Origin of the sequence: Halobacterium sp. NMX12-1 (genome assembly GCF_040435975.1) — an archaeon.
In the GTDB taxonomy this organism is placed as follows: Archaea; Halobacteriota; Halobacteria; order Halobacteriales; family Halobacteriaceae; genus Halobacterium; species Halobacterium hubeiense.
In genome coordinates this window covers 28652-47805 of the sequence record NZ_CP159206.1, presented here as the reverse complement: position 1 = coordinate 47805, position 19154 = coordinate 28652, and the positions used below count along the sequence as shown (strand labels likewise).

The following is a 19154-nucleotide window of genomic DNA, read 5'->3' as shown; positions in this document are numbered from 1 at the left end:
TAGTAAAGTGGGTTGGTTGACTCCACCATCGTATGAACACTCTACCGGACGGCGATAACGGACCGCCGTCTCTTTCCCGCACATTCTCTCCCGAAGAGGTCAACATGGATTTGACCATGTGCGGCCTCCTACCTGATCGAGCAGAAGAGATCGCTCGGTTGTACCGTGAACACGGAAACTGGAACCAGGTCAAGGATATCTGGTTTGAGGAACGACGTGCGAACCGCAGTACGAAGGGGAGTTCCCAGAAGATATACCGCGTTCTCTCATCACGATTCAAAAACGCACCTGCCACCCTCCCTAATCCAAGTGAACTTCCCGCCGTTTTGGATACCTGTTCGTCATCGCGAGACAAAGCCCAAGTGCTCTACCTCTATCTGGTCGCCGATGACGCGCTCGTTCGATATGCCGTCCACGAATATGCCCGACGCCTTGCTGAGGACTTTCCCGAGCCTCTTGACTTCTCTAACGAGACACTCACATCTATTCTGAACCAGTTCGAATACACTGACGAGACACCGTTCGACTATGCGGACTCAACGACAGAGAGATGGTGCGAAGGACTGCGGTCAGTTATGCGCGAGATCGGCGTCCTAGAGAATCAGCAAACGGTCGTCGGTGATCCACCATCACTAGGAGATACGCCACTCCTCGTCGCAATGGGCTACTCGTCTGAGGAAGGCGACGAAGAGTGGTTCGAATCACCAACTGGGCTCCAGTACCTATTCCAGCCGAGCGCCCGTTGGGAGGAACTCTACAATCGGGCAGCAGAGACGGAAGCGTGGGAGTTTGTCGAGCTCCATGGAAGCCTCCAACTGCGGCCGACCGACGAGCCGTACTCATCGATTACGAGTGGGGGAGTTGAATAATGGTCGACGCAACATGGTTTGAAGACTTACCGGAGGACTTCGAGGAATCGGTACGCATCGACCGCGAGGACCAATCTGCAGACGAGAAACGGCACCGGAAACAAGCCATTGAGTCATATCACGTTACGGCTGACTCCCAGCGCTTCCTCGAAGACTTCGTCAAACGACTGCTCGGCGAAGCAGAAGATATGCGTACAGGGTCGAACTACTGGCTCTACGGGTACTACGGGAGCGGAAAGAGCCACCTCCTCACAGTTCTGGATGGGCTGATGGATACTCAGTGGCTCCAGGACCGCTCCGACGAGGTTTGGAGTAACCTCGTCCCGGATGCGTCAGCGAGTGGGGACCTCGATACGCTCCGAACCCAGTGGGAATCCGTTCATTCCGAATATCACGTCATCCCTGTCTCAGTGAACCTGCTGAAGTATCAGGGTCAGAAGCAACGCAGCTTTAGTGAAATCGTTCTCCGGCACGCCCACCAGAATCCGATTCTCACGGGCGTCAATAACGGGGTATCGACTGGACTGTCCTCCCAGCTTGACGTCGCATACTTCGAAGACTGGTATCAAACGACCGACGCCTGGCCGGAACGAGAGAATCGAGCTGCATCTGTCGTCGAGGGAGTGACGCCGGATCAACCGCGATACGAGTGGGGAACTGACGGTCTCTGGACCGACGTCCAGGAGTACAGTGCGCTGTCCGATGTTGTGCTTCCAAAGCTGTTCGAGGGTGTCACGGGGACACGCGATGGCTACACCGATCTCCAACCCTCGGATATTGACCCAGAAGAGGTTGTCAGTCGACTGGAAACACTGCGCCAGGAACGTGAAGCGGAGCTTGAGCAACCGGTCAAGCTCGTCCTCCTGCTCGACGAGGTGAGCCTCTTCATTGGGACCGACTTCGAGCGGCTCACCGAACTACAGACACTCGCGGAAAACGTCGACGACATCGGAGACGGCGACATTCAGCTCGTCGCGACGGCGCAGGCAAAAATCGAAGACGTCCAACCCAAGTTCGCGGCCCACGGGGCCGATTTCAGTATCGTCAAAGACCGGTTCCCGCACCGGTATCAGCTCCCGAGCAAGCACGTCGGAGACATCGCCAAACGCCGGCTGTTCCAGAAGTCAGAGACGGGCGAGGACGCGGTTCGGCGAGTCCTTGACGACGCCGACGTGAAACCGGCTGAGTCGCTCGTTTACAACGAAATTAAACAGAACACCAAGCCGGCACTCGATGCGATTGATGATGAGGAACTCGTGGAGTTCTACCCGTTCCTTCCGTATCACGCGCCGCTGTTCCTCGAAATCCTATTCAACCTCCGTCGGGAGGCGAACGACCCGGCAAAGTCCATCTTTTCGGGGACTGCACGAGCCATCCTCGCGCTCATGCACGGGTTGCTGGGCGACTGGGTCGACGAGGGCAAGGAAGACCAGATCGTCTCGCTGGTCGACTTCTTCGAGTTGATTGAGCCTGAACTCCGTGAGATCTTACCGCAGGATATGCGGGTCGTCGAGGGCGCCGAAGAGACGACCGGCATCGCTGACGAGGTAGCCGACGACGAAAGTGAGCTTCAAGAGTTCGACCTCGACGTTGCGAAGGCCGTACTCCTGCTCCAGCACGTCCACGAAATCGTTCCCCTGAACGAGGGGAATATCGCGGTCGCCGTCATGGACGACCTGAACGGCCAATCGTGGATTAGCACGACCAATCGGGTCGAGGAATCACTGGATCGACTGCAGAAGTTCATTCGACCGACGCAAGACGAAAGTGGGCCTCGCTATCGGTTCGCGACCCAGGAAGAACGCCTCATCTACGACGAGACCGAGGAGAATGAAGCCGACCCCGACTGGGACGACGTCGTCGACACCTTGGACGAACATCTCTGGAATCGCATCACTCAGGACCTATCGCTACCAGAGTCAGTCCCGTACGGTGAGTCCGGTGACGAGTATCCGGTTTCGTACCACTTTGGACTCGACGGGACAACCTTCGAGAGCAGTATTGAAGCCGAGGGAGGTCTGGACATCGACGTCTCTGTGCAGGGCGTCCGCCCAGATATAGAACCAGAGCAAGCCGACGAGGACACGCTCTATTGGGAGATCGACACGGATGGTCTCCAAGACCTTCGCAAACGAATGATTGAGTGGTGGGCACTTCGCGACGCAATTGCGACGCGTGACGCCCCACCCGCCGTCGAGCGTGACCTCGAACAGCGTGCCAACGCCGTCCGAAGTAAGCTAACGAGCGCAATGATGAGTGGCTCCTATACCGTGAAAGATCGGACGGACATCGGTGGTCTCTCGAAGGCGATACAGGCCACTGTCGACGTCGCCTATCCCGACGACTTCCACCCGATGATGCTCCAAGTCGACGAAAGTCGGCTGCGAGAACTACGCGAACTCGACAGCGATGCACCGCTCCCGCCCTGGGCGCGAACAATCCAAGTCCCCTCGTCGAACCATAATAGTGGGCAAGGTAAACAGACGATTCAACGAAACGTAATGTCCCTCACCGGCCGGCAGCTGAAAGGCCGCGACGAAGGACTCAATATGAACACCGTTCTCGACGGGATCGTTGAGGAGAAGCCATTCTACGACGAGGCCCGGCCTGCTCTCTGTGCGATCATCTGGGGATTCTGTCGGGAAGGGAGACTACTACCAATCGACGAAGACGGAAACACGCTGGAAGACGAAGCCGTCCTTGATCTCGACAGCCTCTCGACGACGAGGTTGAAACTCCTTCCACGCACAAACTTGAGCAAGCTGCTGGAAGAGGGTGGATTCAAGAAGACGACTGAAACGGTCGCGGATGGTCTCATCCACCTCCAAGAAGCCAACCAGCAGATTCGCTCGAAGTTGACCGGACTTCGCGAAGACGTCACGCTAGTCGTCGACACCGACGTGCGAACCGACGAAGTCGCTAGCTTACTCAATGCGTTTGCTGATGAGCTGGCGGAACGAATCAATATTACCGAAAATCGCATCTCAACCGTCAAGTCACAAGACGACGGTATCGAGAATGTTATCGACGGGACCAACGAGGCCCAAGAGTGGGTCGAAGAGGTAACCGACGTCTGGAACCGGCGTCTTTCGACGCTACAACAGCTTGATGCGGTACTAACGATTCACAACTGCCAGTTCAACTGGGTTGACGAGGACGCTCAATCGTCCATCGAGTCCCGCTCATCTGCTGTCTCATCGTTCGATGGAGAGTGGTGGACAACCGACGGGTGGAGTACGCTCTCTGAAGAATTAGTTCCCGACCTCGCGCCCGAACTTGAGAGGTCGTGGAACGCGTTCGTTGACGAACGAGGGCTGCGTGAACTAGTCAGCCGTATTGAGGAGCATCCATGGGTCCTCCCGGCTACCGATCTTCCAGCGGGTGTCCACATCGCCTTCGAGGGCGAATACATCACGCCGATGCGCCACCTCCAGCAGTGGTACGAAACCATCGAGAGCGCGATCACGGTGTTGTCTACCGATGCTGATTCAGACGATATCGTCGAGGTAACAGACGATGTGGCGCAGTTAGAGCCGCTCGCTGAAACTATCGAGTACAGCCCGGCTGAGTTGGATGGCCGGCTCGATGAACTGTCGTCGATCGTTGGGAATCGAACGCCGGACGACGTCGATCAAATTGGCATCGTTCCTGACGATCGGCAGAAACTGAATCGTCGGCTGGAGCGTCTCGTGGAACAGCAAGATCTTGAGATCGAGGAGACTGACGAAGGGGTGATTATTCGATGAGCCAGACGAGTTCGTCGCCGTATCGTGAATTCAAGGAGAAACTACGGACATTCGCTCAAGGGCAACACGGGATTCGTAACCCGTTCGTCATCGCTGCTGTCGACCCAGCAGTCGAGCATCGGGTCGCAGACCGGCTCGCGACCTGGTCCGACGGGCGGATGGAAGCTCCAGAGATCCCTGACAACGTAACCGTGCAGCCGATCTGGCTTGACGAACTCCTGCCACAGACTGATGTGTACAAACTCCTCGTCGACCTGGGCGAACCCCTGGCTGAACTCGAGGGCGATACGTCGCCAGGTGAGCGTATCGAGGATACAATGCAAGACCGGCTCGCCGAAGAACTCGTTCAGCAAATGATCGAACACGAGCTCAGCGAAGCCCAGCTGGAGACCCAGAGCCATGTGGTACTCTTGCTCAATCTCGGCAGTCTGTATCCGTTCACGCGTGCCTCGGAACTGCTGGACGAGCTTGACCGTCGGAACGTAAAGTCCACCATCGGAATCCCATTCCCGGGGGACGTCGTCGGCGGGAAGCTGAGCTTCTTCGGCGGTGAATCACGCCATTACTACCCCGCCCACCAGATCGACGGCCAGATCCAGGGGGTGCATCTCCAATGACTATCGACGACCTCTTCCACAGTGATCCGACGCGACAACTCGAAGAAGTACAGAAAGTCAACGCTCGCGAGCGAGCCGAGACCGACGTGAGAGAGTTCTACGAAACCGACAGTGCCGAGCAGGTCCTCGAAACGCTCGGCGAAGCTATCCAGACCCATCCCGGTGAGGCCGCGCGGTTCCTCTACATCCACGCGACGTTCGGGTCGGGGAAGACCCACCTCCTGAAGCTGGTCGGCCTCCTTGCCGACGACGAATCCGAGTTCGCCTACCTGGGTGATCGACTAGCCGAACAGTGGCCCGGGTTCGACGAACTCCAGCAGTCAATCACAGACTCTCACGTCGACCGCCTCAAGCCAGTTTTCCTCAACTTGCTTGACCGCGATGCGTCGAAAGAGCCGCCGCTACCGTTCCTCATCTTCGAGGCAATTGGTCGGGATCTCGGATACCCGACCGACCCGAACTGGCTGCTCGAGTGGGCCTGGACACTAGACATGGAGTACGATGGGGTCTGGGAAGCCCTCCAAGGATTCGAGCACGACGGGAAGACATTCGACGACGTACTCGCCGAACGGGCGTCCCTCCGCAGCTGGCTCTACGAGGCATTACCGGCGATGGCAGAGACATCCGGGACGGAACTCAACAGTCGCTCGGGCGTGAAAGCCTCCATCGAGACCGCAGAAGCGGATGTTGACCCAGAAGAATTCGATCCCGAGGACCTCGTCTCACGGGTCGAGACTGCAACGGAGGCCCTCAACAACGGCAGCAAACGAACCGAATTACTGCTTGGCTTAGACGAGGTGGCGCTCTTCGTCGGCGACAGTCGCCATCGCTATCGTGAGTTCGAGGACACAATGGAGGCACTGCAGCGTGGGCCGAACCCGGTCGTGGTCACCACCGGGCAGTACTCCCTCCCGGATACACGGGAGAGCCTCATCGGTGAGCCGCCCGAAGATCATTGGACACACCAGCAGGTTCCGCTCGAAGGTGCAGACACCGAGATCATCGTCCGGAAGCGGTGGCTCCAGAAGTCCGACCCCGAGGGACGCGAACGTGTCGAGTCACTGCTGGCGTCAATGCCCGATCTCTCACTCGACGCGTACTCGTCGGTGACGAGCGCGGATCCGGACCCAGTCGAGTCCTATCCGTTCCGCGAGTACGACCTGTCGCTCCTGCGGGCGGTGATGCAGGAACTCATCACGCAGGGCCGGTCGACCGATCGCGACTACATTCAGGGTCGAGCACTGCTCGTCCTCGTTCGGTCGCTGTTCACGAAGTTCGGATGGGCGTCGAAGGAGGAGGGCTCGCTCGTCACGTGGGACGTTCTGTTCGACCTGTTGGTCGAGGAAACCACGTACCTCCCGCTGTGGGTCCAGGAGATAATCGACAACACGCTCGTCCCGACGTTCGACGGTGACGAGGATGCGTGGGAAGTCCGCCTCGCGAAAGGACTCTACCTTCTGAACCAGACGCCAGCTGTCCCATCGACCCCAGAGAACCTCGGCCGGTTGATGGTCGACGACGTCACGGCGTCTGTCGACGACGTCGTCGAGCGAACCGAATCGGGACTGGAGACGCTCGTCGACAAGCAGAAGGCTCTCACCGAGACGAACGACCAAGGCGACGAGGTGTACACGCTCGTCTCCGAGGAACAGGAGAGCATCCTCAGTCGGGCGCAGGATAAGGCCGCGAAGATCTCGCCGCATCAACTGTCGGCGTGGGTGGAAACGCGGCTGCGGGAGAACGACGCGTTCTTCAGGAGTGACGGCAGCCGCCACGAGGTCGATGTCGGCGACGAGCGCCTCGTCCCACTACGGTACGAGTACTCCATCCTCGAACCGGTCGACCGAGCGCCGTCACCCGAGTACGACGCGCTTCGCGTTCGTGTGCTGGCCGATGATAACGATACTGTCTCGGAGCAGACCGAGACGTGGCAGGACGTGAACAACGGTCGCGATGGTGGCGAACACATCCTGATCACCGTCGATGTCCCGGAGACGATGCTGGAGCGAATCCGGAACGTCATCGGGATGGGTCAAGTGTTGGACGAGGAGACCGAATCCCACGAGGAACTCGAACGCGAACACCGTGCCGACAAACGCCGCCTCGAATCATCGGTGACGGAGATACTCGAAGACGCGTCGGTGTACACGGTACACGAACACCGTGGGGCGCGCTCGAGCGTGCTTGACAGCGTCGTCGAAGACCAGGTCAACGCTGTCTTCGGATCGTCTCGAAAGACGCTCTCGCGGCCGCTCGTTGAGGTCGACGACGCAAAGGCGATGGCGAAGTTCTTCCGCGGGAGCGGTGACTGGCCCCTTTCGGACGCGGACGCCGCGATGCTTGGTGTCGACACCGCCAACGCGGAGGTCGCCGATACGGGCTGGTGTCGCGAGTTCATCGAGACGTACGAGGCACAGAAATCCGTCGACGTCGAGACACTGCTGCAACAAACACAGACTGCCAACGGGGACTACCGCGGGACGCCACAGGAGTCGATCGCGGCGCTGCTCATCACACTTGCGACCTCCAACGAGTCAGTCGCGCTCAAACAGGATACCGAGTACGTGTCTGATCCCGCCTCCATCGGCCGACAAGTGCGGACCAAAGGGGGACTAACCTCACTCCAGATCCGCTTCGGCGTCGAGATTATCGACCCGAAGACTGTGCGAAAGCTCGTTTCGACGGTACTCGGCGAACAGCCGTCGGGTGACGGACCAGACGAGTGGCTGGGCGAGCTCGGCCAGTGGGTCAACGAGAACAGTGCGACTGTCAAGCGGACGCTGAAAGGCGCCAGCCGTGAGTTCGATGTGCCGCTCAGCGCCTTCGAGGGAACGGTCGCCCCAGCCCTCGGCGGGGACGAGCTTTCCACGTCCGACCTCGGAAGTGAGGATGACCTCGAAACGGTACTCGAGGAGGCGAAAACCTTCGCGAACGCTCGTGAACTCTTCGGCGTCAGCGAAGACGGGACGACACTCTGGGAACGCTTCAGCGACGAGCTCGACACGATGACCTCGCTCTATCCGAACGCGTCGATCACTGCCAGTATGCGAGCGACAGCGGAAGGCGATACAGTTCCCAGCGTTTCGACGGTCGAGTCACGGCTTGAGGACGCGAAGGGACATCGCGTCGACGAAACGTCGGCTCAGTACCGGCGGATCACGGGTGAGACCGTCGCTGACTCTGACCCGGAAGCTATCTGTGCCGATCTGAACGCGTGGCTACGGTCGAACGAGGACGACGTTCGAGGGATCGTCGATGGTGCTACTGATGAGTTCGACGATGTCGTGCTTGGCGACCTGGAGGACGTGCTCGAAGCTGTGTGGGCTGGCGAGGAACTGTCGGAAGGTGATGTCGTCGACTCCGCTGTCGTCCAACAGGCCGAGACGTACGAGCAGGTTCGCGACCTCCTCGACGACTCTGACGGTTCGGCTCTCTGGTCGCAGCTACGGGAAGCAGGCGAAGAGCTGCGCGAGGACCACCCAGAGTCACCGACGACAGAGTCCGTCGAGACTACGCTCGCGGCTTCACGTCCACCCTCGGAGCGACGTGTGCGCCAGCTCATCGAGCGTGCAAAAGACCCGAGGCCGCCAGGTGCGGACGACGATGCGTGGGCCGAACTTCAGATGGTCGCCGAAGAGCTACGCCAAGAGCTTCCGAACGCCGACGTGACCGATGAAGTTACGTCAGCTGTTGATGCCGAAAGTCGGCCAAGCGAGAATCGTGTGACCGAACTCCTTTCGGACGCGAATACTGTTCTTGGTCGAAAGAGGGCCGTGAACGAGACGTTGGACGAGCTAGATGACGGGAGTATCGTAGTTATAGAGGACTGAGACACCGTCAACAATTCCGACGTATATCCAGTCCGAGTGATCAGCAAGAAGAGACACGTATTAAATGACGGATATAGGCTTGATACCCTAGCTATTGGGGGAGTACGAAACCCGAAAAAGACTGCAGTCTGAATTAGGAAGAACCACGGTGCTGTCTGCTCAAGGAAGTATTCAATTATCGTCTGTCCGGAAGCGAGCCAATACTTTTTTATCTTGACCGCCAAATTGATACCTGAGATGAGCGCAACTACCGAGTCCGACGGGGACCAAAGTATGAACCTAGAGCAGCTCAACGGTGCTGTGCTCACGTACGAGACCGCAGATGGTGAAACCGTCACCGTTGAGTTCGCCGAATAGACTGTCTTTTGGCGGCTTTCTCTGAAGTACTCTATTAGCTATTTTGTGAGAGCGTAACAGTGTCAACGCCGAGGAGTTCTGTGAACTTCCATGTCTCGCCATTAGAATCAGGGAGTAACAAATACGCCGACTCTAAAGCCGTAGTGAGACATAGTGCTACGTAATCGTGCCAAGACAGTAAAGCGTCTTCTCCGTTCTCCACGTTATTTTGAAGAAGGGCTTGGAGGGACGATGACGCAGCCGCGCGTACGGCGGGTTGAGTTTCATATTCGACGTTCTCTGCATGAGAGATGTTCAGGAGTTTCCTGCTGAAATCACCCGGAGCAGATTTTGAAACCGAATTTTCAACGATATACTCAGCAGGAACGACGAGCGTGACGCTTGGTAATTCGCTGTGAGCCAGCGAAAGAACATCATCGGCGACGGGATTGAGGAATTCGTCAGTGAGGAAATCGTCTGAGCTATCGAGATACTGGGGGAGGTCGTCGATCACCGCTTTTGTCGGAACGAGGGTAATGCTCTGACTATGCGCATAGCATCGTTCACTATCGGTAGATCGGACATACGGTAGAACTTCATCGTTCGAAACCCAAGATTCGAGGACGGAATTAGCATCCCTTGTCGAGGTCGTCCCGGACTCCGCGATAGGTGCAGCAGTGTCAGTATCCAGCAGTTCGTCTATTTCCGCAACGATTTCAGCGTGGGTAACGAGTTCTGACCCGATCAGCTCAAAAATATCTTCAAACGAGGATTCATCGTCGACACCAGAGGACAAACCATCTAGCTGAGCAATATTGAAAGAGGGTGTATCCGAGAGTCGGGCAAGATCAGCAAGTGACTCGTCCCCGGTCACCAGGGTTGCGTCCTGCTGATTAGAATAGGCAAGAACGTGCATATCGGCAACGTCACCGTTTGCTAAATCAACCGTGATTTCTTCGGGTGGTGTCTGAACTTCGATCTCCAGATAGTCGAGCGTATCCAGCAACGACAAGATAGACATATTTTCGAACCCTTGCTCATTCGTTGCCGCTGTAGCGCTGCCCGCATCCGGGTGTTTGTTCATTTCGAATAGCACTGCCCACGGGACGTGGATCGTGCTGTCGTGGAAAAACCGATGTGAGAATATCGTATTCAGGATGCTCGTAGGGGTATCATCAGTGTGATCGTGATACAGTGAGTTCGTATCGAACGTCCAGTCATCCTGCTGGATCCGCTGAGGCTGTTGGACGTCAGCAGGTTGTACTCTGGAATCCTCGACATCAAGCTGCCCCTCAATCATACCATTAACAGCCTCGATAATCGTCTCCACGTGGTCGATCCCGGTAGGGGATACCCATGAGAGGTGATCTCCGTTCGCCGTCAGAACGAGGGTTACCTGATCGAAGAGGATGAAAATCTGATCGCCATCACGTCGCAACGGAAATCCGTCTGCTTCGCCGGAGTACCTGGTGTGAGATACCAGTGATTCGAACGTTGGATTTGCATCGAGAATTGCGTCGTGGATTCTGTCTGCTGTGAGTCCTGTCGTCGGCGTCCCATCGGCTTCGAGAAACTGTATATTCCGCTCCTTTCCTTCGACAATATGGAGCGATTCCTCGGTGAGCCGGATCACTTCTCCAGTTGGATCAGTCGTCGTCGGGCCAACGGCGGCTCGGTACCCTGGAATCGAATAGTTCCACGTGGATTTGAAACATTTGACGTCGAGAATGGTCTCACGAAGCGACTCGATTTGCGATGGCTGCAGGTCCTCTCCGTAATAAGTGAAATACACGTCATCGGGCTCATCAATATGGCCGACATATTTGTGCGCATCAATTAACTCGGGACCATTATTAGCGAGATACCGGGGGAACCGGTCTTTTTCGAGGATGAAATACGGGGATGAAATGAGATTGCTCGGATCACGTTCACCGTGAACGATTTCCAGTATCCCTACGCCGATGAGCATCTGCACACCCGAGTCAATTTGCGTATCGAGCTGGCGTTTTAGAGAATGGAGATATGAAAGAAAATCGTCGCTGGTAGAGAGTTCCGCCTTATTCTCATCGACGCAGTCAAACTGGTCGAACTCCGGAGTTTCGTCTTGGATATCTCCGAGCGAGAAGTAACTCCCGTAGACACGTGCTTGCATCTCAGGGGATGAGCGGCCAACCATGCTGTCCTCGAAAGGAGCAACCATGCCGAACGTCGTCTCTTCCCGCCCCTCTACATCGAACGTCAATTCGACCACGTCACCAACTTCAAATTGGTATTCATCGATCAAAGGCTCGGGAAGAATGATTGAATAGGGGTGTGCAAATGAGGGAAGATAGGACAGGTCGGATAGGTCAGCAAGATGGGCAATCAATTCCGCATATTCGTTCTGAATCTCTATTACGTACGAGGCAGAGCTATCGACGTGGGAGGCAATTGTGGCAGAAGATGCGTCGGGAGAACTAGCGCTTGCGTGAACAATTGAGCGTTGGAGTGGGGTTAGATCCGGCGGAGCCTCGCTACTCATGGCCGAACCATACTTCCGCATCGGAAAATACGTACCGGAACCATAGTGGAAGTAAAGAAGACGAAGATCGAGCCACAGCGGATTTCTGATGTAACTTCTTGCCAATCTTCAAGTATCCCCTACGCCTTCTGGTTCCTATCCCGAGTTTCCACATGGCAAGCGATTCTCTCTCCCAGCGGAAGGCCCAACTGGACAAGGAAGAGCGTGAACACCTCGAGGACGTCGTCACCGAGATGCGCGAGCGCGTCGAGGACAACGTCGAGTTCCAGCTCACGCAGAACGGTCTCGACGACGAGCCCGAGGACGTCGACTCGCTGGACGAGGACACCCAGCAACTCGTAGAGGCGATCGAACTCGAGGCCGTCGACGGCGAAACTTGGTCGGAAGCCTTCAATCAGTACGTGACTGGCGTGGGTTACACGATCGTCAATCGTCTGGCCGCGCTTCGCTGTATGGAAGTGCGGGGGTTCATCGACGAGGAGGTCACCGTCTTCAAGGATAACGGCCTGACGCCCGCCGCCGAGACACTCGTCCATGAGGAGTTCCTGTTGGAGGACGAGGCAATTCTGGAGGCGTATCACAACGCCTGTGACGATCTCGCTGAGGAAATCGAGATCCTGTTCGATCGTTCATCGGCGTACAGCCTCATCAATCCTGACGACGACACCTTCGAGGAACTCTGCGGGAAGCTCGACAGCGTTGACGACGAAGTCTGGCGGGCTGACGACGTGCTCGGCTGGGTCTACGAATACTACAACGTCAAACTTCTCGACGATCTACGTCGCAAGGGCGACCGCGAAGGGCTCGAACCCGAGGACGTCCCGCCGGCGAACCAGTTCTACACTCCCCACTGGGTCGTCCGGATGCTCACCGACAACTCTCTCGGGAAGCTCTACCTCGAACACACCGGGGAGCTGCAGGATGTCGTCGACGCCCAGGATTCATTCGCCCCCGAAGAGCGTAAGAACCGCCCACTCTCGCCGGACGAGTCGCCCGACATCGCCGACTTCTGTACCTACCTCGTTCCGAGTGAGGAAGCGGGCGAGCCGACCGACTTCGACCACCCTCGGGAGCTGCGGGTCATCGACCCGGCATGTGGCAGTGGCCACTTCCTCCTCTACGCCTTCGACGTGCTCGAACGTATCTGGCGCGCCGAAACAGACCTCCCCACCGAGCAGATTCCCCGAAAGATTCTGCAGCACAACCTCTACGGCGTCGATCTGGACATGCGGGCCTGCCAGCTCGCGGCGTTCAATCTCTACCTCAAGGGTCGCACCCGGGCCGAAGCCGAGGGCGCCGATGGCTTCGACATGCCGGAGGTGGGCATCGTCTGTGCTGACGCGTCGATCGCGGAGATCGAAGGCGTCGAAGCAGTGTTCGACGAAGTTGCCGGCGACGATCCCGAGGTCAAGCAGGCGCTCGAGCGCATCCTCGACGCCTTCGAAGAGGTCCACGGTCTGGGTAGTTTGCTCGACGTGCGTGGCACCCTCGGCGACCTGTTCGAAGACGACGCCGACATCGGCGGCACCCAGCTGACCCTCGGCGACGACCCCCGCGAGAGCCATACGCTCGGACAGGTGTTGCACAGTCTACGGGTGGCTGTGGAGGAGCACCGCGAGTCGGACTCCTTTTTGGCCCAGGACCTGCGGAGTTTCGTGCGGCTGCTGGACATACTGGCCCAGGACTACGACGTGGCACTGATGAATCCGCCGTATGGTTCTGGCAACCGAATGCCGCCCACTGTAAAAGAGTACGTCGAGAGTAACTACCGATACCGGCCAGAATTTTATATCAACTTCTTTGAAGTGTGCCAGTCTCTCTCCAGAGAGAACGGTCGGATTGGAATGCTGGTTCCGCGGACGTTCATGTTCAAGCGGACATTCACCGATTTCAGACAAGACTTCATCGGGGAACTCGGTAGTTTCGACTTCTTGGCTGAGTACGGGATCGGCGTTCTAGACAACGCGACAGTCCGGACGGTGGGAACGGTAATTCGATCGGGCCAAAGCACTCCTGATAGTGCCGAGTCTACGTTCCTTCGGCTCAGCGATAAAGACGGTAGTGAGAAAGAAGAAACGTTCCTGACCGACATTTTGGGTACCCAGGATGTCGATGATGTTGAGCGAGTCTACAACGTCCCTCTTAGTGAATTTGAACGAATTCCTTGGTCACCGCTAAGCTACTACACACCCGATATCGTTCGAGATATTCACGATACTGAGTTGAAAGTTGACCCTGACGCAGCAAAGATAGACGGTAATGGAATAGGGACTGTCGCACAGGGAATAATTTCCGGCAACAATACTCGCTTCGTTAGAAAGCAGTGGGAGGTCGCAGATATGGACGCCTTCCGGCCACTTGCGAAGGGAGGTGAGAACGCTTGGATTGTCCCAACTGTTGACGACGAGATCCTTTTTGATTCTTTCGGGGAAGAAATCCGCCGGTCAAGTGGATCGAGGTTCCAGAACACGCAACATTATCTCAGAGAGGGTTCTACATGGACCAATATTAAAGAGACGGGGAGACGGTTCGGACATCTTCCAGGTGGGGGAATATTTGATCAAAAAAGCCCGATGTTGTTTTCGGACGAAATATCTTCAACAAAGATTGTGGGTGCTTTTAATTCAGATATATATCATTTTCTCATGCTTTCGATGACTCCTGATCGGGAATGGAACCCAGGAGATGTTGGAAGACTGCCATGGGACAGCAGACTAGAGAGAGCCGAAAGCGTCGAAGACATCGTTGAGAGCCAGTATGAATTAAAACTGGCTGAACGAACGAACAACCCCATCAGCCCCTACTACGTCGCTCCATCGATTGCCCCGAGCAACGTCAAAGAAGGGTTTCAGTATTCCCACCAGTTCGCAGTTGATCGCCAAGCGCTACCCAGTGGTCTGTGTGAGGTCCAACCATCATCCTCAATTCAGGATGCCTCCCGGAAGGTAGCAAAACACGAAATCGAGATTAGACGGAAATTAGAGGAAAAATCTGCTGAGATCAACCAAACCGTCTATGACGCACTCGACATTCCAAAACCGATTCGCAGACAGATCCGCCAAGAAATATTCCTCAGAACTTCTGAAGACCCAGAAGACCGCGAAGTTCCCGACCCAGAATCGGTCCCCGAGATTCCCGAGAATGTCGACGAACAGGTCAAGGACCTCGTCCACCACTTCGCAATGGAGGCCGTGCGAGAGGAAGACGACGGTATTGTCCCATTACACGATGTCGACGACCAGGTGGACATGCTCGACCGAGTTGTCGAACACTTCGAGGACGCATACGGTGAGCACGCCGCGGACCGCCTTATCGAGGTCGACGAGATCCTCGGCACCGAATCGGCCACCCAAGAATCCTATCCTAACCTCCGGGCGTGGATTGAGGACGACTTGTTTGACTACCACGTGAGCCGGATGGAGAACACGCCTATCATCTGGAAGCTCACAACTGAACGTCTGCTCGCCGACTCTACTGGCGAAGGATTCGCGTGCTTCGTTGACTACCACAGCCTTGATTCCGGGCTGTTCGACCGTCTCTCGAACCAGTATCTCGAACCGCGGAAAGGCGAACTCCGGGAGCAGCGGAGCGCCGCGAACCGCCGCCGAAGTGACGAGTCGCTGTCCGCCAGCGAGCAAGCCGAGGCAGCCGAGCAGTACGAGCGCTGTGCGAGTGGGCTCGATCAAATCTCCGTCTTCGAAGACGTCGTGCAGGATCTCGGGAGCGTCGACGAACGCGAGTTCGACGAAACGGATCGCGCGCTCGTCGAGAACCTGGCACCGAAAGTCGCCGCGTTCCGCGAGGAGACTCGGGAGCGCGTAGACAAGCTCGCGGAACTGCACGAGCGCAAGGACTCAGCGTGGTTCAAGAACACTTTTTCGGAGACATTCTGGGAAAGCGTCGACGAGAGGCGCGACGAGTGGCTCGATGCGCTTACGGAACTCGAGGATGCCTGTGAAGCATACGCCAATCCGACCCACGAGCCCGTAGAAGCACACCTGGCCGACCTGTTCGATTACTTCAACTGGCGACTCAAGGGCTCGGACCACTACTCCAGTTCAGGCATCCTATTCATGACCTACTACTTTGAGCGCGAAGGTTCCGACCTGCTTAACGAGAGCGGACAACCCCACGACCACCTCTCCGAAGACGAACGTCGTCTCGCTTCGTTGGCGATGGGGCTTGATGACGTCTCTATCGTTGACGAGGAGTACCTCAAAGCAGTCGCCGACGACGAGGGCGTGGATGACATCGAGGACCTGCCGCCGCTCGCCGAATTCAAGGCGTTAGCCAAAGAGATCGACGACCGCTGCCAGACGATCGAAAAGCGCGTTCCTTCGGACTGGACTGACCGTGCACTCTCAGAGATTACGACGGCCGGTTACCAACCAAACCGGAAGCATGGCGTCGTAATCAACATTACACCGCTCGTCGAGGCTGAAATCGTACCAGAAACAGTCGACAATCAGGTGATCTGATGCAGGCGCATATCTTCGCAGAAGAATCGAATACGACGGGTGAGGATCGCGATCAGTCGGTCAAGGAGTATTACGGAGGACTCTTTGAAATGGTCGCCGGCCTAGACGACGAGCTTGCAGAGTTCGCAGATACTCGCCTGCACATTCTGTCGAAAGAATATGGCGTCGCCAGAGGCGAAGAAAGGATGTCAGCTGTATACGCAAGCGAACAGAATTCTGTCGGAGGGGACGGGATGGCTGAACAAGCGAGAGCCGAACTCCTTGATGCCGCGGCCGACGCAGAGGTAATGGTAATCCTTCTGTCAACTGACGTTTTTCAAGAGACAGTTGAGCAGGTATGGGACGAACTCGTCGAGACAGCCAAGCCAGAGTCAATCTGGTGTCTCGGCGCGGCTCGAAGTTCGCTCGAGGGGCTTGACTTTGAAGAGCTGGAGGGGAAGGGCTGTACTTTCCTCACCTACCAGCGTGTTGGTGTCGCCCGAATTGGTACTGACACGCGCGAGGAACTACTTGAAGCCGTGAAGCAGAAAGCTGCCCAATAACCATGCCCGCGACGAAGACCCTCCCACAGTGCGCTGAAGACGCCATCGAGACTGCCATCGACGAGGCGGCCGACGAGGATCCGGTCGTGCTCTGGTGGGACGACGGTGGCTACCTTCGCGACGTTGTCGAGAGCGTGAGCCACTCGCTGGGCTGGGAGTTCCATACATCCGAAGAGACGCCACTCGAGCTACGCGCCGACGCGCCCCGCGACCGAACCGTCTGGTACGTACCACAGGCCCATAGCGACGACGTAGACTGGTTCAAAGATGTCGAGAACACCGGCGGCGTCGTCGAAGCGCACATCGGAAAGCTCGCCGCACGCTGCTTCGAGAACGACCGCATCCAGGCCGCTTCGATCCGCACGGCCTACGAAGACGTCGGCGAAGGCGACCGCGAACAGGTCGCCAAGACGCTCTTCCAGGAACTCAACGGCGAGGGTGGCCTCCCAACGCTCCAGGGCCTCCAGACGAAGATCGTCCTCGATGGCCACGAGGACCCGGTTCAGTTCGTTCTCGAACACGGCGCCGACAATCTCCCCGACGAGACCGGCGATCTGCTACAGATTCGCGATCTGTTAGTCGACAACGGCGTCGCGGCCGTCGACGGCGTCACCGACGAGGACGTGCTCGTGACACGTACGCGGCGCTGGGCCGTCGGCGAATGGCTCGTCGAAGAAGGACTCGACAAGTCGCTCCTCGACGCCGAATACCGACCCGAGTCCAGTTCGGGACTCGGGATCTCCCGACCTGAACTCCAGTCGCTACTGAGCAAAGTCGACCCAGAACGGGCCGAAGAGCTGGCGTATGTGTACCTTGATCCGGACGCACAGTTCTGGCACGACATTCTTCGATCCTACGATGATCCGTGGGAACTGGCCGACTGTCCCGTCGACGCCTCGCTTGAACACGAGCTGTGGAACGAGTGGCTGCAAGCGTTCCACGACGGGGAGTACGAGACGTGTTCGACCCGAGCGGCCACACGCTACCAGCGTCTCGAAACGACCTACGGTGACGTCCCGTGGACGAGCGTCTGGAACCAAGCTGTCGAGGTTGCCAAGCTCGCACACGAACTCGAAACATGGGAAGAGCGCGGCGATACGACTGACGTCGTCGACCTCTACGGTGACGTTGATGATGGGACTTGGCAAATCGACAACGCCGTGTTCAACCTCATCATCTCGGGCGAGCCCGAGCACGGTCTCCCCGAGGAGCATCCCGCGACGGCGAGTCTCGATGACCTGCGCACGTCGCTGACTAAGTCACGCTACCTCGACTACCTCAGCGACCTTGGCGACCTGGTCGTCGACCAGATCGAGGCAGGCTCACCGTTCGTCGGCGAAAACTACGCCCACCAGTTCTTCGACCAGGAGCAAGAACACCTCCAGAGTGGCCAGAGCGTTGCGCTGTTCATCGTCGACGCGCTGCGTTTCGACCTCGCTCACGAACTGGCGGAATCCGTCCGTCGTGAGCTCCCCGGCCTCGAAGTCGACGAGACTGCTTGGGTCGGAACGCTCCCCTCGGATACTGAGTTTGGGAAGGCAGCACTCACACCCGGGAGCAAGTTCAGCTTCAACATCGAACTCGACGACGGGGAACTCGTTCCGGAACGCAACGGCCGCGAGATCACGAACTACCAGCGCGAGAAGATGCTGAAGGACGATGGCTGGAGTTACATCATGCAGAGCGAGGACGACGCCTCGGGATGGAGCAACACCCGCGTCGCGTACTACTGGAACGACCTCGACAAGGCCGGTGAAGAGGAGCTGACCGACTTCGAGGCGCTATTCAGCGATCGCATGGAGAAAATCTCGGACATCATCTGTGAGAAGCTCGACCAAGGGGAGTGGGACCGCGCGTACATCCTCGCCGACCACGGCTTCGTCTCCCTTCCCCAGAGCATCGATCTTGATGGCATCTATCCACCGGACGAGGCGGAGCAAGTGACGCGTCGTTGGGTGGCCGGAACAGACATCGACAAAGATGCACCTGGCGTTCTCCTCGACGAGAACGCACACCTCGGCTACCTCGACGACGACACGAAAATCAGTGTCCTCGCTGATCCGATCCAGCGCTTCCGCAATCAGGGACTCCCCGATGCTCGCTTCTACCACGGTGGGGTGCTCCCACAGGAGTTCGTGCTCAACTTCGTCACGATCACCCAAGAGTAACACCAGTATGTCTGAAGGAACTGTGAACTATGATACTGCCCCCACAA

General features: G+C 57.3%; 8 protein-coding genes. 7 read left to right on the top strand and 1 reads right to left on the bottom strand.

Features of this window, described 5'->3' with window-relative positions; translation table 11 throughout:
* Positions 1-32: 32 nt before the first annotated feature.
* The 4 genes from ABSL23_RS16965 to ABSL23_RS16950 are packed head-to-tail and all read left to right on the top strand — an operon-like array spanning position 33 to position 9062.
* Positions 33-869, top strand: a complete 837-nt coding sequence (locus ABSL23_RS16965) for a BrxA family protein (RefSeq protein WP_353635634.1) — start codon at positions 33-35, stop codon at positions 867-869.
* On the top strand, positions 869-4615 hold the full coding sequence (locus tag ABSL23_RS16960) for a hypothetical protein (RefSeq protein ID WP_353635633.1): 3747 nt from the start codon (positions 869-871) through the stop codon (positions 4613-4615). Before ABSL23_RS16965 ends, ABSL23_RS16960 begins: the two co-directional genes overlap by 1 nt.
* Positions 4612-5232 (top strand): BREX protein BrxB domain-containing protein, encoded by a 621-nt coding sequence (locus tag ABSL23_RS16955; protein WP_353635632.1) that lies wholly within the window; start codon positions 4612-4614, stop codon positions 5230-5232. Before ABSL23_RS16960 ends, ABSL23_RS16955 begins: the two co-directional genes overlap by 4 nt.
* Positions 5229-9062 carry a hypothetical protein gene (locus ABSL23_RS16950; RefSeq protein ID WP_353635631.1) on the top strand — a complete coding sequence of 1278 codons (3834 nt, stop codon included), beginning with the start codon at positions 5229-5231 and terminating at the stop codon, positions 9060-9062. The genes ABSL23_RS16955 and ABSL23_RS16950 overlap by 4 nt, the downstream gene beginning before the upstream one ends.
* Positions 9063-9453: 391 nt before the next feature.
* Here the strand turns inward: ABSL23_RS16950 and ABSL23_RS16945 are convergent, their stop codons facing one another.
* Positions 9454-11919 (bottom strand): hypothetical protein, encoded by a 2466-nt coding sequence (locus tag ABSL23_RS16945; protein ID WP_353635630.1) that lies wholly within the window; start codon positions 11917-11919, stop codon positions 9454-9456.
* Between the two features lie 152 nt (positions 11920-12071).
* Between ABSL23_RS16945 and pglX the strand changes: the two genes are divergently transcribed.
* From pglX to pglZ, 3 genes are read left to right on the top strand one after another with little or no spacing between them, the layout of a single operon-like run.
* On the top strand, positions 12072-16397 hold the full coding sequence (pglX, locus tag ABSL23_RS16940; RefSeq protein ID WP_353635629.1) for a BREX-5 system adenine-specific DNA-methyltransferase PglX: 4326 nt from the start codon (positions 12072-12074) through the stop codon (positions 16395-16397).
* The gene (locus tag ABSL23_RS16935) at positions 16397-16939 is read left to right on the top strand and encodes a hypothetical protein (protein ID WP_353635628.1); all 543 of its coding nucleotides are present in this window, start codon (positions 16397-16399) and stop codon (positions 16937-16939) included. The genes pglX and ABSL23_RS16935 overlap by 1 nt, the downstream gene beginning before the upstream one ends.
* A gap of 2 nt (positions 16940-16941) precedes the next feature.
* The gene (gene pglZ, locus ABSL23_RS16930; protein ID WP_353635627.1) at positions 16942-19107 is read left to right on the top strand and encodes a BREX-5 system phosphatase PglZ; all 2166 of its coding nucleotides are present in this window, start codon (positions 16942-16944) and stop codon (positions 19105-19107) included.
* The last annotated feature ends 47 nt before the right edge of the window (positions 19108-19154 follow it).